The sequence below is a fragment of the Winogradskyella ludwigii genome, from assembly GCF_013403985.1.
Taxonomy (GTDB): domain Bacteria; phylum Bacteroidota; class Bacteroidia; order Flavobacteriales; family Flavobacteriaceae; genus Winogradskyella; species Winogradskyella ludwigii.
The window spans coordinates 45164-65960 of sequence record NZ_JABFDF010000001.1; the positions used below are offsets into that span (position 1 = coordinate 45164).

Below are 20797 nucleotides of genomic sequence, written 5' to 3' on the forward strand. Positions count from 1 at the left end.
AGAAAAAATCTATTTCATATTCTAATAAAAAAGCTTCAGAATATATCTGAAGCTTTTCATATAAAATATGTTTTCAACTTAATTCACAATTAGTTTTTGAACGGTTGCAGTATTTCCTATAGTTAATTCTACAAAATACAAGCCGCTTTCTAAACTTGAAATATCTATTGTTGAAGCATTTGTTTCTAACTTAATATCATTAAGAATGATTTTCCCCTGAATGTTGTAAATATTGACGCTTCCAGTTTCAAAATTAGACGATGCCAATTGAATGGTTACCTTTTCTTTTGCTGGATTAGGAAAGAGGCTAAAACTATTACTATCAAAACCGTTTACAGATAATGTTTCTATAAATTCAGTTTGAAACGTATTGGTTATTATAGGTGCATTAAAATCGAAATAAATGGATGCTGAGTTCTCAATTACATCTCCAATAGCATAACCTGCATTTGGTTTTATTTTAAAATACACAAAACCATTACTGCCTTCGGCATCATTTTGTTCTGCTGGTAAGTTGATATTATCAAAATTCCATTCTAAATTATTAGCTGTTCTAGTAACTACGTAATCATGGCTAGAACGTAACATTTGAAAAGTAGAAGCATCTAATTGTGTATCTAAAACATCTTCAATTCTAACATTGATAGCTTCTGCTGTACCCACATTTTGAAAACGAATGGTGTAGTATAAATATTCATCTGATGCTGCAAAATCATCATAGAGAATATCTTTTCCATGGGATTCCATTTTATCGTTAGGATCGTAAGAACCGATGACTATTTCTGATAACGACGACTGATTGTTAGCTGATAACATATCGTTAGACACTGTTGTATAAGTTGCTGTATTAGTAACTAACTCGCCTAAAGCAACCGTTGCAGGACACAATAAATTAATTAATACCGTTTCGGACTCACCTGCTCCTAAGTTTATAAAATTTAAAGTAAAACCTGATGTCGTCATCGTTACAGTTATACTTGGATCCGTTAAGACGGTACTATTTATTAATAAATCTTCATCTAGCGCAAAGTCCACAGAACCAGAAGCTATATTGGCACCACTTAAATTCTCTATAACCAAAGCATTACTATACTCAAAGCCTGGTCTTGGTGACTCAAATGAGTTAATGAGATGAACCGCTAAATCTTCACAAATTAAATTATCTTCTACTGGAAATTCAATTTGAGCTAGCTCACCAAATACAACATTAACATCATTAAACAATGTAACGTTTTGGGTATAACAATTTGTAAAATCAGAATTTACCGTAAATGTAATATCATAAGTATCACTTTCATCTGTACTTAGAATAGTGAAACTTCCATTTGAAGAATTGACCACATTAATTATTCCATCGTTATTTTTCTCATAAGTGAAAGTACCATTAGTAAAATTAGATTCTCCACTATCTAAATTACCATTGGTATTGGTATCGTTAAAAGCTTTTAAACTAATTAATCCTGTATCTTCACAAAGACTACCTATATCAAAACTTCCAGCTTTAAAAAAGACAGCAGAATCATATCCTGAGTCAACATCATCCGCTATCACTAATTTTATATGATACGTTTCCCCAATGTTTACTTCGGCTTGCGCAGTAAAACTTACTGTTCTGCCGTTAAAGCGAAAAGGTGGAGAGTTTTCGAAAGTGTAACCTGCAAAAAACTCAGGATTTGCAGCATCGCATGAGCTGTTGGCATTGTGAATATTAGTCACCGTTATTGGCAATTCAGTTCCTGGAATTAAAGCCAAATTAGTAGTATTACCCATTGGATCGGTAAGCAAAAAAGCAAATGCATCTGAAAATTGACATTCAAAATCACCTCCATTATATTCTTCTGAAGCCATTAAAAACTCAAAATTGATTTGATTAACCACTGGCACAAAGTCAAACTCAATAGTGGTTGCATTGTTTGATTGCACTTCTAAAGTAGTATCTAAATCAACATCTCCAGGCCAACCATTTGAACCTGAACTTATATTACTATCATTAGGTCCTGCAACATCAGCAGCTTCACCTGTACTTAAAAGTAATCCTTCAGAAAAAGGAAAATCATCACCAGCATAAACAAAATAACCAATGCCATTAGGTTCTACAGTACTAAATGTACTTCCGGTAGAATATATAATGTTTGAAATTTGACTACACTCATTATTTATAAGTACATTTTGAATAAGTTCTTCTACTGTAAACTGTGATTGGTCTACACTTAGAAATTCACCTAAAATTATAACTTCGATACTAATAGACGCAGTACAACCTTCTGGATTATTATCAGTAACAGTTAATGTTGCTGTGTAATTTCCTGTTTGTGAATATGAGTGGACAACAGACAATCCTGAAGCCATATTATTATCTCCAAAGTCCCAACTATAAGTTGCATCTGTGCCATCGTTAGAGAAAACAGCATTACCAATAAAATTTATGTTATCATTTATTTGAGCTACAATGATACCAGAATTATTAATTCCTGGTAGTGTACTATCTATAGTTAATCCGATATCTTGGCAAGGCATACAATTTACATCCGCAACAAGGTTAAAACTTTGCACTTCTATATTACAACCATAATAATCGGATACCGCAACATAAATTGTTTCCGGATTAGACGTATTAGTATAAAGATCTGGCAATGCATTTATTTGACTTTGCGCATCACTTTCACTTGAATGATACGTAACAAACAATTCAAAATTATATTGATTTACTAGAACTTCGTTATTTTTAGTTTGTAGGTTAAATTCGGCAAATCCATCTTGGTCTTCATCACAAACAATATAGTCTGAAATGGTAGGTAAAGGTGCGACGCCAGAAACTATCAGATTTAAGAAAGCCATCTCCACACAATCAGAAGTAGTACTTTCTACTCTTACATAGAGTATTTGGTAATTGGGAATTATATTAGCATATGGACTTATAGCATTAAGTGGATTAACATTATTATCTGCATCTGCCTGTGTTTCATAATAGCTTACTGTTACATCTGTTTGGCTTCCTATAATAAGCGGTGTTGCTTGCGAGAGATCGAATTGAGCAAAACCACTACCATCAAAACTACAAGCATATAATACGGTTTGTTGGTTAACACTTGGTCCTTGTAACACAGACACGGAGACGGTAGAACTACTACTTGGGCATGAACCACCTCCTTGAACGGTATATGTATAAATTCCGGATGCATCAATATTAGGACTAAAAATACCTGTACCACTTGCCAATCCAGGTAACCAAGTACCACCCAATTGAGGTGAGCCTCCAAGCACATAAAAAAGATCTATAGGTGATTCGTTGTTACATATCTCTAAATAGCCATCAGAACCAGCATCTGTTGCTTGAATTACTATCAAATCTAATGTTGTAGTATCAAAATTACCAGTGACATTATCGGTGACTGTTGCAAAAATAGTTTGTGGGTTAGTAAAATTTGTAAAAGGACTAGACAATGAATTAATGCCATTGTCAGCATCTTGTTGAGAAAGATAATAGCTAACCGAAAAAGTTACAGGATCTTGACCTTGCAATATTTCGGCATCTTTTATAATTAAATTAAATTCTGCAATTTCACTATTAAAGCCATCATCACAAAGGTTATAATCAGTTGGCTGATTTGCAACTTGAGCAAAGAGCCCAAAGGTTAAAAAGCATAAAATAGAAACTAGTAGTTGTTTTTTCATATTGGGCTGGATTTAATAATTTAAAATTGGTAATAACTACAAATAAAACAAGTTAACACCTTGATTCCCTACTTGCATGTCAAGATTTTAAAAATACATTAAAATTTAACGTGTTTTATTTTTTATACAATTTCTATTTTCAAAAAAAGTCCAGAGCATGTAAAAAATCCAATCAATTTTTAATTGAAACTTACATTAGCCATAAAATGTGGTTATAAAACTGAAAATTTACTATTCTTTCCAGATTTATTTTCGCAAAGCAAAGCGAAAGCTATGTGCAATACAATATTGAGCTTATAGAAATATCCAAAGACGTATTTCAGAAATTAGCATATAGAGGTACCAGTGAAAGTGTCATTGCTGTTATAACTTCAAAAAAGAAAATAAAAACACACTCGAAGATTTAAAACTCACTTCTAAAAATTCATTAATTTTAGTAGCAGAAGCACCTGAGAAACGACGAAATATTCGATCTTTTTTATGTACAACAAATGTTGATGCCGTTATTATTGCTAATCTAAAGCATTCTAGTCTAAGAGAATTTCAGGATTTTTACTTCGAGAGAAAAAGATTCAAACCCATCACCATTTTGGTCACACCTTATAAAATCGCTTGGTTGATTGGCTATTTGGGCAAATGAAGCTACACTGATTGTTAAGAATAGAAATAGGTTAAATAGTTTTTGTTTTAGAGCCATTTTAATCCAATTATAAAATAACACACTCTTTTAAAAACTAAGATCTATTACCTATTTTATTTTCAAAGCAATACAATGGAGATACGTTAAAAAGCTTTGACTCTTCTTTTTTATAATATCTATGGTTTCGGAGTTGCTTACTCATAAATTCTGCTGTATTGTAGACTTCGTATATAAACAACTTATTATTTTTCCCTATTCCAGAATTAACTTCTAATTCTATTTTAGATATCAAATTATTTATTTCTTCAGGGTATTTTAAACTCATCGTTTTTACAGATGAAAACGAAGAATTGCTTTCATACACTACCCAATACATCGTATTATCTTCTAAATGATTCTCTAGTGAATCTTGTTTAGTTATTACAGATTTATCCTTTGAATCTTTAGCTGCAACAGAAATATGATTCAGTTTTGTATTGATCTTAGCATCCGTAAAATTTAAACCTGTACTTGAGTATTCTCTTTTTACCATATACATAACAACCCAATGCTTATCAACTCTGGCTTGTATAACATAGTTACCATGTGGCAATTTTGTAAGATCAATCTTCGCCTTTGTACTATCTACTTTTATAGTTTCCAAATAGTCGTCATTTAATATATCGACTTGGCTAATCTTTATTTTGCCACTTTCTAAGATTAAACTATCCTTGTTTCTATTCAATTTTTGAACCACTAATAATTTAGTAGCATTAGAACTTCCATTTTTTTGAAACGTAATTTCTTGACCATATGAAAATAGGCTAACTATAATAAACACAAATAAGCTATATTTTTTAATCATCATTTTGGACACTACGTATTACAATTTTAAATGTTTTTAATTCTACACATATAAACTTTAGCGCCTCAAATTTTAGCTCAACATAAATACGGTATCTATTGGACATCATTTAACTCAAATAGTCACAATTATTTTATATTGCAACAATTGCTCCAATAAATAGTTTCCACTTAAATTAGATCGCTTTATTTGTTATACTAAACAACCTTTAAATCGAGCCTAGACTCGATTGGTTTTCAAAATTATTATTTAAAACGCAGTAAATTCTTAACTTTAGCTTTTCTTTAGCATGTACAACTTTTAATTGCGTTGTATCCATAAAGGCTATCAAATAATTAATATGAATAAAACGATATCAAGCACACAAAATCCTTTAATAAAACAACTGCTTCTACTTAAAGAAAAGTCTAGAGCACGCAAAAAATCTGGTCAGTTTTTAATTGAAGGAAAACGCGAACTATCGCTAGCTATAAAAGGAGGATATAAAGTTGAAACGGTATTATTTTATCCTGAATTATTTTCGGAAAGCGAAGCAAAATCGATGTCTCAATATAATATTGAAATTATAGAAATATCAAAAGACGTTTTTCAGAAACTAGCACATAGAGATACAACGGAAGGTGTTATTGCTGTTGTCAGTTCAAAAACACACCAACTAGACGATTTAAAAATTACCTCTAAAAATCCATTAATCTTAGTCGCTGAAGCACCGGAAAAACCCGGGAATATTGGCGCTATTTTACGTACTGCAGATGCTGCAAATGTAGATGCTGTGATTATTGCGAATCCAAAATCGGATTTATATAATCCTAATATTATCCGTTCTAGTGTTGGTTGCGTTTTTACTACAGAAATTGCGATGGCCACTTCTGATGAAGCTATTGATTTTCTAAAAAAATATAATTTCAATATTTTCTCTGCTATTTTACAAGAATCCGAACCTTACCACTCACAAGATTATACCTTACCAACAGCAATTGTGGTTGGTACAGAAGCCACAGGTTTAACTGAAGAATGGCGCCAAGCTGCAACAAAAAACGTAAGCATACCAATGCAAGGTGTTATAGATTCTATGAATGTTTCTGTAGCTGCAGGAATTCTTATTTTTGAAGCCAAACGCCAACGCGATTTTAAATAATTATAAACGTCAGTTCGAGTGATTTTCGAAGTCTGATAAAATTACATCGAGAACCATTACTACTAGAAATATCTCGATGCAAATTTCTTGAAAAAAGAATTTCACTCGAAGTAACGGAAACGCACATAAAACATAAATGACAGCACATACTCTTTTCTATATCATTATTGCCATTATCGTCATCAATTTTATCATTGATAAAGTGCTTGATGCTATAAATGCAAAACATTACAACGACCCAATTCCTGAAGAATTAAATGACGTTTACGATGAAACAGAATACAAAAAATCGCAAGCCTATAAATCCGTTAATTATAAGTTTGGACTCGGAACATCCTTGTTTTCTTTTGCCTTAACCTTAGGGTTCTTGCTTTTAGATGGTTTTGAATACGTTGATAATTTCGCTAGAAGTTATTCTGAAAACCCAATCCTTGTCGCTTTAATTTTCTTTGGAATTATAATGATAGCAAGCGATATTATTACCACACCTTTTGAATATTATAAAGCTTTTGTTATTGAAGAAAAATTCGGATTTAATAAGTCCTCAAAAAAAACTTTCATTTTAGATAAATTAAAAGGATTACTCATGACAGTACTTCTTGGCGGAGGTATTATTGCACTTATTGTTTGGTTTTATCAATTAACAGGCAATCAATTTTGGCTATATGCTTGGGGAATTGTAACCATATTCACTGTTTTTATGAACATGTTTTACTCTAAACTTATTGTCCCACTATTCAATAAACAAACTCCTTTAAAGGATGGAGAATTACGAAACAAGATTTCAGCTTATGCCGAATCGGTAGGTTTTAATCTCGATAAAATTTTTATTATCGATGGCTCAAAACGAAGTACCAAAGCCAACGCCTATTTTTCGGGCTTTGGAAGTGAAAAACGCGTTACACTTTACGATACTTTAGTCAACGATTTAGACGATGAAGAAATCGTTGCCGTTTTAGCACACGAAGTTGGTCATTATAAAAAAAAGCATATTATATTTAATTTAGTAACCTCTATCCTACTCACCGGATTAACCCTTTTCATCTTATCCATTTTTATTTCGAATCCATTATTATCTAATGCCATTGGAGTTGAAAAACCAAGTTTCCATGTTGGACTCATTGCTTTTGGGTTACTTTATTCTCCTATTTCAGAAATCACAGGATTAATAATGAATTACGTTTCTCGCGTTTTTGAATACCAAGCAGATGATTATGCTAAAAACACTTATAAAGCCGAACCTCTAGTTACTTCTTTAAAGAAATTATCTAAAAATAGCTTAAGTAATTTAACACCTCATAAAGCGTATGTGTTTATGCATTATTCGCATCCTACGCTTTTGGAACGTGTTAGGAATTTGAAGAAATAAAACAAACTTCGTAAAACGTGAATACCTCAAAAACAGACGACGACTTTATAAATATGGACATCATTGAGTCACCAGAATCAGATTATTTATATACTGAATCTTCACAAATTAAAGACGCTGGAAAAGGATTATTTACAGCTATAGAAATCTTTGAACACGAAATAATTTCAATATTCAAAGGAGAAATTATCACAAACCAAGAAGCCGAAAAAAGAGCACAACAAAACGAGGATCGGTATTTTATTAATTTATTAGATGGTAATATTATGGATAGCATGTATACAGACTGTTATGCAAAGTATGCCAATGACGCTAAAGGAATATCGCATAGTCTTTTTAAAAACAATGCCATTATTACTTTAGATGAAGACGATAATGTGTGTATTAAAGCATCAAAAGACATAAATCCCGGTGAGGAAATATTTTGCAGTTATGGTAAACCATATTGGAAAAAACACAGTAAATAAAACCAAAAACTTACATTTCAAAGTTTTATAACTTATTATGAAATTCAGACAGTAACTTCACATTTTTATAACACTATAAAGCTACATTTTTTATAACTTTGAATAAAAGAAAATATAAAATCATGACAGAGTTAAAAAATAGAAAAGCAATAATAACAGGAGGAGGAAGAGGTTTAGGAAAAGCAACAGCTATAGCTTTTGCAAAAGAAGGCATCGATGTTGCAATTACAGGTAGAAATGAAGCCGTTTTAAAAGAAACCGTTTCAGAATTAAAAGCACTTGGTGTTAATGCCATTTATGCTGCTTTTGATGTTAGCAATTACGAGGAAGTTCAAAAAAGTATAAAATCTTTAATTGACACTCTAGGTTCTATAGACATCTTAGTAAACAATGCTGGTATTGCTGCTTTTGGGTCGCTTAATGATATGGAAGTAAACCAATGGAGGCAAATTATACAAACCAACGTTATGGGAATGTATTATGTAACTAAAGAAGTTTTACCACATTTAATAGCTAAAAACGAAGGTGACATTATAAATGTATCATCTACTGCTGGATTAAGTGGTAACGCAACAACATCTGCGTATTCTGCTTCAAAATTCGCCGTGATTGGAATGTCTCAATCGTTAATGAAAGAAGTGAGAAAAAACAACATTAGAGTTTGTACCTTAACGCCAAGTACAATTGCTTCAGATATGTCAATAGATTTAGGTATTGCTAAAAAAGATTCTGAAGACAGCGTTTTACAACCTGAAGATTTTGCAGAATTAATTGTATCTGGTTTAAAATTACCAAGAAGAGCTATGATGGCAAATGCATCATTATGGTCTACTAATCCATAAGTTTCAATTTCAAATAAAATCACAACAGAACCCACTTATTTGTGGGTTCTGTTGTTTTTTTTTAAAATTTAGAACTCTACAATATAAATAAATTCTAAATTTCCTTCAAAAAAACAATTGCCCATTAAAAAGCAATTCACTAATTTAGTTCTATGACAGAAGAGGACATTGAAAAAGAGAACGCAGCCATTGCTAAAGCTTACAAAGAATTACTTAAAGTAAGCTACCTTACCTTAACCACTGAGGATAAAAAATTAATTCGTCATGCTTTTGAAGTTGCAGTAGACGCACACAAAAACCAAAGACGTAAATCTGGAGAAGCCTATATTTTTCATCCCATTGCTGTAGCCAAAATTGTAGCGCAAGAAATTGGTATGGATGCCACATCTATTGCAGCAGCATTGTTGCATGATGTCGTAGAAGATAACCCAGACTACACTATTGACGACATGGAGCAACTCTTTGGAGAAACTGTTGCTCGAATTGTAGATGGACTTACCAAAATTTCTTCATTAAAAAAAGACATGGATGTGTCTTTACAAGCAGAGAATTTCAGAAAAATGCTGCTTACTTTAAATGATGATGTTCGCGTTATTATTATAAAAATAGCAGACCGTTTGCACAATATGCAAACCATGGACTCTATGCGAGCAGACAAGCAGGTTAAAATAGCTTCTGAAACCCTATACATTTACGCACCACTTGCGCACAGAATTGGACTCTACAACATAAAAACCGAACTCGAAGACTTAGGATTAAAATATACCGAACCAGAAGTCTACAACGATATTCATGAAAAAATAAAAGAAAGTAAAGAAGACCAGGACGCTTATATTAAAGCATTTTCTAAGGTTATAGAAGACTCTTTAAATACAGAAGGTTTACACTACGAAATTAAAGGGAGACCAAAATCTATTTTTAGTATTCGTAGAAAAATGGTAAAACAAGGCGTTTCATTTGATGAAGTCTACGATAAATTTGCCGTTAGAATTATCTATAAAACCGATGTTGCAAACGAAAAATTCTTAGCATGGAAAATATATTCCATCGTTACAGATCATTTTACACCCAACCCTATTAGACTTCGTGATTGGATATCATCTCCAAAATCTACAGGTTATGAAGCACTTCATATTACAGTTGTAGGACCAAAAAGTCGTTGGGTCGAAGTTCAGATTCGTAGTGAACGTATGAATGAAATTGCAGAAAAAGGTTATGCTGCGCACTATAAATACAAAAATGCAGATGACAAAGAGGATAATCTAGACTTATGGATTAACCGTTTGCAAGAAGCTTTAGAAAACAATGAAGCAGATGCTGTAGATTTTGTAGAACAATTTAAACTCAACTTATATTCTAAAGAAATTTTTGTCTTTTCGCCTAAAGGAGATTTAAAATCACTCCCAAAAGGAGCCACGCCTCTCGATTTTGCATTTAGCATACATACAGAAGTTGGTTTAAGAACACGTGGTGCAAAAGTAAATGGTAAATTAATGCCTTTAAGTCATGTGTTGCAAAGTGGAGATCGGGTTGAGATTATGACGTCAGATAGTGCCAAACCAAATGCCAATTGGCTAGATTATGCAACAACTGCAAGAGCACGAAGCAAAATTAAATCGGCATTAAATGAAGATACTAAGCTTATAGCAGAAGAAGGAAAAGAGATTTTAAGACGAAAATTAAAACAACTTAAAGTTTCATTAAATGAAAGCTCTATTAATGAATTAGTAAGCTATTTTAAACTGAATACCTCTTTAGATTTATTTTACCGAGTTGGTATAGGTAGCATTGATAACACCAAATTAAAAGCTTTTGCCTCGTCCCGTAGTAATGCGTTGGTCAGTTATTTTAAAAACAAAATCTATAAACCTACTGTACATAAAGACATTCATAAAGAAGAGATTACCTCTAAATATGATATGTTAGTTTTTGGTAAAGAAGAAGAAAAGCTTAACTATACTTTAGCCAATTGTTGTAATCCAATTCCAGGAGATAAAGTTTTTGGGTTTCTAACGATTAATGATGGGATTAAAATTCATAAGAAAAATTGTCCAAATGCTGTAAGTCTTCAATCTAATTATGCTTATCGAATTTTACAAGCCAAATGGATAGATTCGTCGCAGCAAGTGTACACATCACAAATTACCTTATCTGGTATTGATGATATGGGACTGGTAAATCATATTACCAAACTGATTTCAGAAAACATGCACGTTAATATGAAAAGCTTAAGTTTCTCTAGTGACGACGGAGTATTCACAGGAAAAATAACTGTTGAAGTAAAAAACCAAACCATGCTTAAGAAAGTTATTGACAAGCTTAAAAAGATTAATGGGATAGATAAGGTAACTAGAGTTTGATCTTTTCTTCATGTTTAAAAAAGTTATTAAAAACATGTTCATTTCTTTAGCTGTTAATAGTTGTATTTATAATTCATATCCTATAAAAATTACTTAAATTTGTTTCTTAATTATGAATGCAAACACACAAGAAAACAATCAGGAAATTGTAAAGCGCGTATTTACGCAATTCCTTGAAGGAAAAGGTCACCGAAAAACACCAGAGCGCTACGCAATACTTCAAGAAATTTACGATAGTAAAGAGCATTTTGATATCGAGTCTTTATATATTAAAATGAAGAATAAAAACTATCGTGTAAGTAGAGCAACCCTTTATAACACAATAGAATTACTTTTAGAGTGTGCTTTAGTTCGCAAGCATCAATTTGGACAAAGTCAGGCACACTACGAAAAATCATATTTCGATAAAAATCACGATCATGTAATTCTCACAGATACAGGTGAGGTTATAGAATTTTGTGACCCACGAATTCAATCCATCAAAAAAACCATAGAAGAGGTTTTTGATATTCAGATAACTAATCATTCACTATATTTTTACGGTAATCGTAAAAAAGACGACTAATAAGATTTAAAATGGCAGTAGATTTACTACTTGGATTACAATGGGGAGATGAAGGCAAAGGAAAAATTGTCGATGTATTTACCTCTAATTACGATATTATTGCACGCTTTCAAGGTGGCCCAAATGCAGGACACACGTTAGTTTTTAACGGAAAAAAGCATGTCTTACACACTATTCCTTCGGGAATTTTCCATGAAGACAAGGTTAACCTTGTTGGTAATGGTGTAGTAATAGATCCTGTAATTTTCAAAAAGGAACTCGATAAATTAGCAGAGCAAAATGTTGATTATAGAAAATCACTTTGCATCTCTCGTAAAGCCCATATTATTTTACCAACGCATCGTTTATTAGATGCTGCAAGTGAAGCTTCTAAAGGTAAAGCTAAAATTGGCTCTACACTTAAAGGTATTGGTCCAACTTACATGGACAAAACGGGTAGAAACGGTATACGTGTTGGTGATATTGAATTAGCTGATTTTAAAGACAAATACAGAGCTTTAGCAGATAAGCATGAAGCAATGATTGAATTTTACAACGTAGATATTCAATATGATTTAAAAGAATTAGAAGCTGATTTCTTTGAAGCTATTGAGACTTTAAAAAGTTTAAAATTCATAGATTCTGAAGAATACATACATCAAGCACAAGTTTCTGGAAAATCTATTTTAGCAGAAGGAGCGCAAGGTTCTTTGTTAGATATTGATTTTGGAACATATCCTTTTGTAACATCATCAAACACCACAGCCGCAGGAGCTTGTACAGGTTTAGGTGTTGCACCAAACCAAATTGGCGAAGTCTTCGGTATTTTTAAAGCCTATACAACTCGTGTTGGTTCAGGACCGTTTCCTACAGAATTATTTGATGAAGACGGAGAAACTATGGGTCGCGTTGGTCAAGAATTTGGAGCAACAACAGGAAGATCTAGACGTTGTGGTTGGTTAGATTTAGTTGCTTTACGCTATGCTTGTCAAGTCAATGGTGTAACACAATTAATTATGATGAAAGGTGATGTACTTTCTGGTTTTAAAACCTTAAAAGTATGTACGGCTTATAATTATAAAGGTGAAACCATCACGCATTTACCATATAATATCGAAGCAGAAAACGTTACTCCTATTTATACAGAAGTAAAAGGTTGGGCTGCAGATTTAACAGGAATGACAGAAGCTTCAGAATTACCAGATAATTTAAATGCTTATGTAGAATTCTTAGAGCAAGAATTAAATATTCCTATTACAATTGTTTCTGTTGGACCAGATCGTAAGCAGACAATTATTCGTAAAACGGTATAATTAGACCTCAATAAATTATTGGTTTTTTTGTGAAAATTTAGAGTAAAGATATATAGTCTTTGCTTTAAACTCTTTCTCAAAAAAACCAATACTTTTATCTACTATAATGGTTTGTAAGCTATACAGTTCTGTTAAAAAAAACGTTAACACATACTAAAGCAAATCTATTAAGTGTTATTTTGTAAAAAACATATGCCTTTGAAACGTTTTAAACAACTCGTATTTCTATTATGCTTCACCTTTGCTTTTTTTAGCTATGCGCAAGAAAAACAAAAAATAACTATTGAATATGCTGGTAATGCCTCAACAGCTCCAGAAATTGAAGATGGTGCACTTGTATTCTTAAGAGACAAATCGCAGCAAGTTCATTTTATTCATAAAGGTATTAATATGTGGTGCGATAAAGCCATTTATTATGAAGACCAAGATTTTATAGAAGCTTTTAGTAATGTTGTATTGAAACAAGGCGACTCTATAAATATGGTGGCCAAATATTTAGAATATAGCGGAAAATCTCAATTAGCTATCGCGAGAGGAGACGTTGTTTTAACAGAACCACAATCCATATTAAAAACTGATACGCTTTACTTTGATAGAGCAAAGCAACAAGCTTATTACAACACTAAAGGAACTGTTGAAAGAGATTCTTCAGGAACCATTACAAGCCAAATTGGTAGATATTACATGAATACGAGTAAATACCAATTTATTCAAGATGTGGTTCTTGTAAATCCTGATTATACCTTAAAAACTGAACGTCTCGATTTCTTTACAGAAAATGGACATGCTTATCTCTTTGGACCATCTACAATTGTTGGAGAAACGAGTAAAATTTATTCAGAACGTGGATTTTACGACACCAATAATAATATAGGACATTTTCAACGTAATTCAAAAATCGACTATGACAATCGCACTATTGAAGGAGATAGCTTATATTTTGATCGCGATAAAAGTTTTGCCTCCGCAACCAATAATATTACAGTTACCGATACACTTAATAATAGCATTGTAAAAGGTCATTATGCTGAAGTTTGGCGTGCAAAAGACTCCATGTATATTACAAAACGTGCTTTAGCGATTACAGTTCAAGAAAATGATTCAATTTACATGCATGCAGATACGTTATTGGTTACAGGAAAACCTAAGAATCGCATAACACGTGCTTATTACAATGCAAGACTTTATAAAAGTGACATGGCAGGAAAAGCAGATTCCATTCATGTAGACCATAAAAAAGGGTTAACACAAATGATTAATCTAAGTCGGTTTAGTTCTACAGATGCTTTCGCACTACAACGAAAACCAGTGCTTTGGAATATTGGAAATCAGATGACCGGAGACACCATTCATTTAATTTCTAATCCTAAAACTGAACAACTAGATTCTCTAAAGGTATTTGAAAACTCATTCTTAATAAGTAAAGACACGATAAGTGAAGATGCATTCAACCAAATAAAAGGACTACGATTAATTGGCTTATTTGAAGATAATGCTCTTTACAATGTAGATATTATTAAAAATGCTGAAACGATACGTTATTTAAGAAATGATGACAACGAACTCATAGGTATTCAAAAATCGAAATCTGGAAATATCAATGTAAAAATCCTAGATCAAGCTATTGATGAAGTCCGATTTATCAACCAAGTTGATGGTGATATTTTTCCAGAATCAGATTTTCCTAAAAGTGCTAGAAAACTAAGAGGTTTTGATTGGCGAGGAGAAGAACAGCCTTTATCTGTAGACGATTTATTTAAAGATGATCCTCCATTAAATCTAACAAAAATTAAAGGTTTAGACGATTATGTTCCACCTGAAGAATTTATAGACGACAAATTAACTGAGCGTGTAAAAGAAGCCGGAAAAGCCACTCCTAAAAAGGAAAATAAAGCCGCAAGAAGTCTACCTCAAAAGCCCACAGTTAAGCCTTTAAAATCAGAGACAGAAACAGATCAAACGACAAACGAAACAACTAAAAAAGAAGGTCAATAATTGAAACACGACTTTTTAAAATATCAAGCACAAACGACACCGCATCCTTTAGCGATGGAAATTAGTCATGCCAAAGGAAGTTATATTTACGACAGTAAAGACAAAGCATATCTCGATTTTGTTGCTGGAGTTTCCGCTTGTAGCTTAGGCCATTCACACCCTAAAGTTGTTAATGCTATAAAGGAACAATTAGATAAGTATCTTCATGTAATGGTTTATGGTGAATATATCCAACAACCAGCTTTAGAATTAACGAAGTTATTAGCCAAACACTTACCTAAACCTTTAGAATCTACATATCTCGTAAACTCAGGAACAGAAGCTATTGAAGGCAGTTTAAAATTAGCGAGACGCTACACAGGGCGCTCAGAAATTATTGCTGCAAAAAATGCTTATCATGGGAATACTATGGGTTCTCTAAGCCTTATGGATTATGAAGAACGCAAGCAACCCTTTTTACCACTAATACCAGATATTAAACATATTGAATTTAATTCTGAAGCCGATTTAAATCAAATTACAAATAAAACCGCAGCAGTTATTCTAGAAACTATTCAAGGAGGAGCCGGATTTATTGAACCAACTAATAATTATCTAACTAAAGTACAACAACGCTGTAACGAAGTTGGAGCCGTATTTATTTTAGATGAAATTCAGCCAGGTATAGGAAGAACAGGAAAACTATTTGGTTTTGAGAATTACAACTGCCAACCAGATATTGTAGTTACAGGAAAAGGATTAGGAGGTGGTTTACCTATTGGTGCGTTTACGGCATCTAAACAAATGATGGATTGCTTAAGTGACAATCCTAAACTAGGCCATATAACAACCTTTGGAGGCAACGCTATTATTGCCGCTGCTGCTTTAGCAACCTTGAAAGAAATTACGGAATCCAATCTAATGGCTGAGACCTTAGAAAAGGAACAATTGATTAGAAAACATCTTCAGCACAAGCATATTAAAGATATTAGAGGTCGTGGACTAATGTTAGCCGCATTTACAGAAAGTGCAGATCTTACAAGTCAAGTAATTTTGAAGGCTCAAGACCAAGGATTAATCTTGTTTTGGTTACTTTTTGAACCCAAAGCCATCCGAATTACACCTCCATTAACCATTTCTAATGATGAAATAATTAAAGGATGTGCTATTATAACTTCAATATTAGACGAAATTTAAATATTAAAAAACAACACTAACGATCTAATAAACAAACCCTTAACTCACTTAACATAAAGTAATATCTCAATGTTAATTATTTTGTTAAGAACATTAGTTTAAAAAGTCATCTCGCGCAGTGGATAACTGTAATTTTATTTCAGCTAATTATTAAACCATTTATGCAATATAGTCAAGACGACGAAAACTTCCCTCTTACTCGATTTGAATCGATGTTAAAGACCAATAATATATTGTTCTTTGATTCGAACGATTTCGAAAACATCATTCATCATTACCTTGAAAATGGTAAGGTTGCATTATCTAAACGTGCCATAAAACTAGGTTTAGAACAGCATCCTTCATCTATTAATCTTAGATTATTTCAAGTTGAAATGTTGGTGATTGAAAATAAATTTAAAGAAGCAGATGAGCTTTTAGATCGTCTTCATAATCTTGAACCTACGAACGAAGAGATTTTCATTCAAAAAGCAAATGTACTTTCTAAGCAAGACAAGCATCAAATGGCAATAGACACGTTGCTTATTGCAATTGAAATGTCTAGCACACCAGAAGACGATGCAGATCTCTACGCTCTAGTTGGTATGGAATATTTATTTTTAGATCAATTTGAAAGCGCCATTATTTATTTCAAAAAATGTTTAGAGACAGATACTTCAGATTATTCTGCGCTACATAATATTGTATACTGCTATGATTTCTTAAAATTACACAAAGAAGCTATCGAATATTTAAATAAATTCTTAGATACCAATCCTTATTGTGAAGTGGCTTGGCATCAATTAGGTCGTCAATATTATACAACCAAAAATTACGAAAAAGCAAATGATGCTTTCGATTTTGCTATAATTTCCGATGACACCTTTGTAGGTGCATATATTGAAAAAGGTAAAGTATTAGAAAAATTAGACAACTATACAGAAGCTCTCGAAAATTATAAAATTACATTAGCTTTAGAGGACCCAACATCTTTTGCCCTTTTACGCATTGGCCATTGTTATGCCAAACTCGATGAAGAGGATTTAGCTGTTCAGTTTTTCAAAAAAACCATAGACGAAGACCCTTTATTAGATAAAGGTTGGATTGCCATTACCAAATTTTATATGAAGCGTCTCAACTATCAAAAAGCGCTACATTACATAAACAAGGCTGTTATTATTGATGGAGACAATGTTGTATATTGGAAAATGTACGCGACTATTAATAAACGCTTAAATTTTCTTGAAGAAGCAGAACGTGGTTATAAGCAAGCTTTAGAATTAGGTAATTTTGAATTAGATACATGGATAAACCGATCAGATGTTTTAATTATTTTAGGAGAATACGATGCCGCAATTTTTAATTTATTGCAAGCGTCAGAGTTTTATCCTGAAAATGCTGAAGTAGAATATAGACTATCAGGTCTGTATTTTACGGTTCATCAATATGAAGAAGGTAGTTTTCATCTTAAAAATGCCACACGCCTAAATATTGACTACAACTTTATAATTGCAGAAATTTTCCCTCAGCTTGCAGACAAGCCAATGATTAACACGATAATTTCAGAAGCTAAAAAGTCTTCAAACTAAAAAAAATCTTACCTTAGCACCACTCATTAATAGAAGAATGCAAAGACGATTTATAGATTATTTAGTAATTACATTTAAAGGTATTGCCATGGGAGCAGCAGATGTTGTCCCAGGAGTTTCTGGCGGAACCATAGCTTTTATATCTGGTATTTACGAAGAACTTCTTGAAAGTATAGACAAGGTAAATCTTGGTGTTTTTAAAGTTTGGAAAAAAGAGGGTTTTAAAAAAGCTTGGAATTCTATCAACGGCAACTTTTTACTGGCTCTATTTTCTGGAATAGCAATTAGTATTTTGTCCTTAGCAAAACTTATTAAATGGCTTTTACATCATGAGCCAGTTTTACTTTGGTCATTCTTTTTTGGATTGGTTTTAGCAAGTATTCTATATATAGCAAAACAAATTAAAGGTTGGTCTATCAAAATAATTTTAGCGATAGCCATCACTTCGGTATTATCTTTTTATATCACGCTTGCAGAACCATTTGCATCACCAGATAGTCCTTTCTATTTATTGTTTTGTGGATTTATTGCCATTATAGCAATGATATTACCAGGTGTTTCTGGCGCTTTTATTTTGTTAATTCTTGGTGCTTATCAAACTGCAATTGATACTATTAATAATTTAAGAGACGGTATTCTAACAGGAAATATGGAGCTTTTTAAAGATGCTTTTTTCAAGTTTATACTCCTTGCTGTAGGTGCTATAATTGGACTTAAGGTCTTTTCTAAAGCTTTAAATTGGATGTTTAAACACCATAAAAATCTCACCTTAGCTATTTTAACAGGCTTTATGATTGGGTCTCTTAATAAAATATGGCCTTGGAAAGAGGTTTTAAAAACCCGTGTTAATTCTGAAGGTGAAATTGTAACCTTATTAGATAAAAGTATTTTACCATCGTCTTATATTGGCGATAATGAAATGGTAATGGCTTTAGTATTTATGGTTATTGGTTTTGCTGCTATCCTTCTTTTAGAAACTCTGGGGAAACAAAAAGATAAGGCCTAATGCAAAGTACAAGAGCCCTTAAAGATCGTGTATTCTTGGTCATTAAAGGTTTGGCTATGGGAGCTGCAAATAAAGTTCCTGGAGTTTCTGGTGGTGTTGTCGCTTTTGTTGCTGGCTTCTACGAAGAATTTATCTACTCATTACAACGCGTAAATAAAACGGCTTTTCTACTATTATTAAATGCACGATTTAGCAGTTTCTATCGTTACATAAATGGTAAGTTTTTAAGCTTATTATTTCTAGGAATGATAGTCAGTTATTTTAGTGTTTCTAAACTATTAGACTACCTTATTATTAATTTCGAACTCTATGTTTGGAGTGCATTCTTTGGAATGATTTTAGGATCTATATACTACATCAGTAAGGATTTTAAAGAATGGAACAAAACAACTTTTATTGCCATAACGCTTGGTGCAATTGCAGGTTTAAGCATTAGCTTTTTAGATCCTGCTACTGAAAACGACAATCTGTTTTTTGTATTCTTTTGCGGTATAATTAGTGTTTCTGGAATGACGCTGCCTGGTTTCTCTGGATCATTTATATTAATCATTTTAGGTAATTACGTGCTGTTACTCGTCGATTCTGTAAATGCGCTTTATGATACCATTTTTGATATAATGAGTGGTAATTTTGAATTTATTCATAACGTCCAAAGAATTAGAATGCTAAAAGTCTTAGCCGTGTTTACATTAGGTTCTGTTGTTGGTTTGGTTACTTTTTCTCATATTTTAAATTACATCTTAAAACACTATAAAAATATAACCCTCGCTACTATTATGGGTTTTATAATAGGCTCACTTGGAGTGGTTTGGCCTTGGAAAAACACCGTCTTTAAAACCAATTTAGATGGTTCGCTTATTTTAGATGCAACTGGAAAACAAATCATTTCCAATTACGATCGCTTTTTACCAGAATTGAACACACAAACTTACATTGCAATTGTTTATATTGCCCTTGGAATTCTTATAGTTTTAGGATTAGAATGGTATGGAAAACGCACAAGACAAATTAAATTATAAATTCGGACTCGTAGGTAAAGACATCTCCTACTCTTTCTCTAGAGGTTATTTTGCCGATAAATTCAAAAAAGAAGACTTACAGCACACCTATGTAAATTTTGACTTACAATCCATAGACGAGCTTAAAGCCATTATTAAAGATACATCCAATTTAAAAGGCTTAAATGTTACTATTCCTTATAAAGAACAAGTAATACCTTTATTAGACAAATTAAATAAACGTGCAAAAGAAATAGGTGCTGTAAACACCATTCGAATTACAAAAAACAATAAACTAAAAGGTTACAATACCGATTTTTATGGTTTTAAAAATTCATTAAAACCACACTTAAAATCACATCATAAAAAAGCATTAATTCTAGGTACTGGAGGTGCTTCTAAAGCTATAGCCTATGCTCTAAAAAAGCTAAAAATTAAATATGATTTTGTCTCACGCTCTCAAAAGGAAAACGTAACCTATTTGTACTCAGACTTAACAAGCGACATTATTTCAAAGTATACAATTATTATCAATTGCACACCTATTGGCACATTCCCTAAGGTTAATCAGTGTCCAAACATTCCGTATGATGCCATTACAAGTAAGCATATTTTATACGATCTTATTTACAATCCTGAGCAAACAAAATTCTTGCAATGTGGAGAACTTAAAGGAGCAACAACTATAAATGGCTCGGAAATGTTGAGATTACAGGCCGAGAAATCATGGGAAATATGGTTTAAGAATAAATTAGGCATATAATCCCGTATTGATATAAATCATAATTTAAAACCTCTAGATACATTTCCTTTGTAGTTCTAACAACTGTTAGTATCTTTAACATCCTAATAAAAAACATTG

At 32.4% G+C, this 20797-nt stretch carries 15 protein-coding genes; 13 read left to right on the top strand and 2 right to left on the bottom strand.

All coding sequences use genetic code 11. The features are described from left to right. Positions 1-78 precede the first annotated feature (78 nt). Positions 79-3675: a DUF7619 domain-containing protein gene (locus tag HM981_RS00190; RefSeq protein WP_179336567.1), complete on the bottom strand. Its 3597-nt coding sequence runs from the start codon at positions 3673-3675 to the stop codon at positions 79-81. A 734-nt stretch (positions 3676-4409) separates the two neighbouring features. Continuing rightward, positions 4410-5162, bottom strand: a complete 753-nt coding sequence (locus HM981_RS00195) for a hypothetical protein (protein ID WP_179336568.1) — start codon at positions 5160-5162, stop codon at positions 4410-4412. A gap of 337 nt (positions 5163-5499) precedes the next feature. On the opposite strand from HM981_RS00195, the gene HM981_RS00200 reads away from it, so the two are divergent. The 13 genes from HM981_RS00200 to HM981_RS00260 all read left to right on the top strand — a co-directional run bounded on the left by HM981_RS00200 (position 5500) and on the right by HM981_RS00260 (position 20698). After that, entirely contained in the window at positions 5500-6297 is a 798-nt protein-coding gene (locus HM981_RS00200; protein WP_179336569.1) for a TrmH family RNA methyltransferase, read from the top strand. Between the two features lie 136 nt (positions 6298-6433). Further along, the gene (locus HM981_RS00205) at positions 6434-7666 is read left to right on the top strand and encodes a M48 family metallopeptidase (RefSeq protein ID WP_179336570.1); all 1233 of its coding nucleotides are present in this window, start codon (positions 6434-6436) and stop codon (positions 7664-7666) included. Positions 7667-7683: 17 nt separating this feature from the next. Next, the gene (locus HM981_RS00210) at positions 7684-8133 is read left to right on the top strand and encodes an SET domain-containing protein (RefSeq protein WP_317167148.1); all 450 of its coding nucleotides are present in this window, start codon (positions 7684-7686) and stop codon (positions 8131-8133) included. A 122-nt stretch (positions 8134-8255) separates the two neighbouring features. Further along, a complete protein-coding gene (locus tag HM981_RS00215) occupies positions 8256-8975 on the top strand; it encodes a 3-ketoacyl-ACP reductase (RefSeq protein WP_179336571.1) in 720 nt (239 codons plus the stop codon). A gap of 152 nt (positions 8976-9127) precedes the next feature. Beyond that, positions 9128-11335, top strand: coding sequence for a RelA/SpoT family protein (locus HM981_RS00220; protein ID WP_179336572.1), 2208 nt, complete (start codon positions 9128-9130; stop codon positions 11333-11335). 112 nt (positions 11336-11447) lie between these two features. Further along, entirely contained in the window at positions 11448-11900 is a 453-nt protein-coding gene (locus HM981_RS00225) for a Fur family transcriptional regulator (RefSeq protein WP_179336573.1), read from the top strand. 11 nt (positions 11901-11911) lie between these two features. Beyond that, positions 11912-13192 carry an adenylosuccinate synthase gene (locus tag HM981_RS00230; RefSeq protein ID WP_179336574.1) on the top strand — a complete coding sequence of 427 codons (1281 nt, stop codon included), beginning with the start codon at positions 11912-11914 and terminating at the stop codon, positions 13190-13192. 192 nt (positions 13193-13384) lie between these two features. Beyond that, complete coding sequence (locus HM981_RS00235) at positions 13385-15187, top strand: OstA-like protein (protein WP_179336575.1); 1803 nt, start codon at positions 13385-13387, stop codon at positions 15185-15187. Next, the gene (locus HM981_RS00240) at positions 15188-16363 is read left to right on the top strand and encodes an aspartate aminotransferase family protein (RefSeq protein WP_179336576.1); all 1176 of its coding nucleotides are present in this window, start codon (positions 15188-15190) and stop codon (positions 16361-16363) included. Between the two features lie 161 nt (positions 16364-16524). After that, positions 16525-17931, top strand: coding sequence for a tetratricopeptide repeat protein (locus tag HM981_RS00245; protein WP_179336577.1), 1407 nt, complete (start codon positions 16525-16527; stop codon positions 17929-17931). Between the two features lie 37 nt (positions 17932-17968). Then, on the top strand, positions 17969-18937 hold the full coding sequence (locus tag HM981_RS00250; RefSeq protein ID WP_179336578.1) for a DUF368 domain-containing protein: 969 nt from the start codon (positions 17969-17971) through the stop codon (positions 18935-18937). Beyond that, complete coding sequence (locus HM981_RS00255) at positions 18937-19956, top strand: DUF368 domain-containing protein (RefSeq protein WP_179336579.1); 1020 nt, start codon at positions 18937-18939, stop codon at positions 19954-19956. The genes HM981_RS00250 and HM981_RS00255 overlap by 1 nt, the downstream gene beginning before the upstream one ends. Continuing rightward, positions 19925-20698 (top strand): shikimate dehydrogenase family protein, encoded by a 774-nt coding sequence (locus tag HM981_RS00260; RefSeq protein ID WP_179336580.1) that lies wholly within the window; start codon positions 19925-19927, stop codon positions 20696-20698. Before HM981_RS00255 ends, HM981_RS00260 begins: the two co-directional genes overlap by 32 nt. Positions 20699-20797 lie beyond the last annotated feature (99 nt).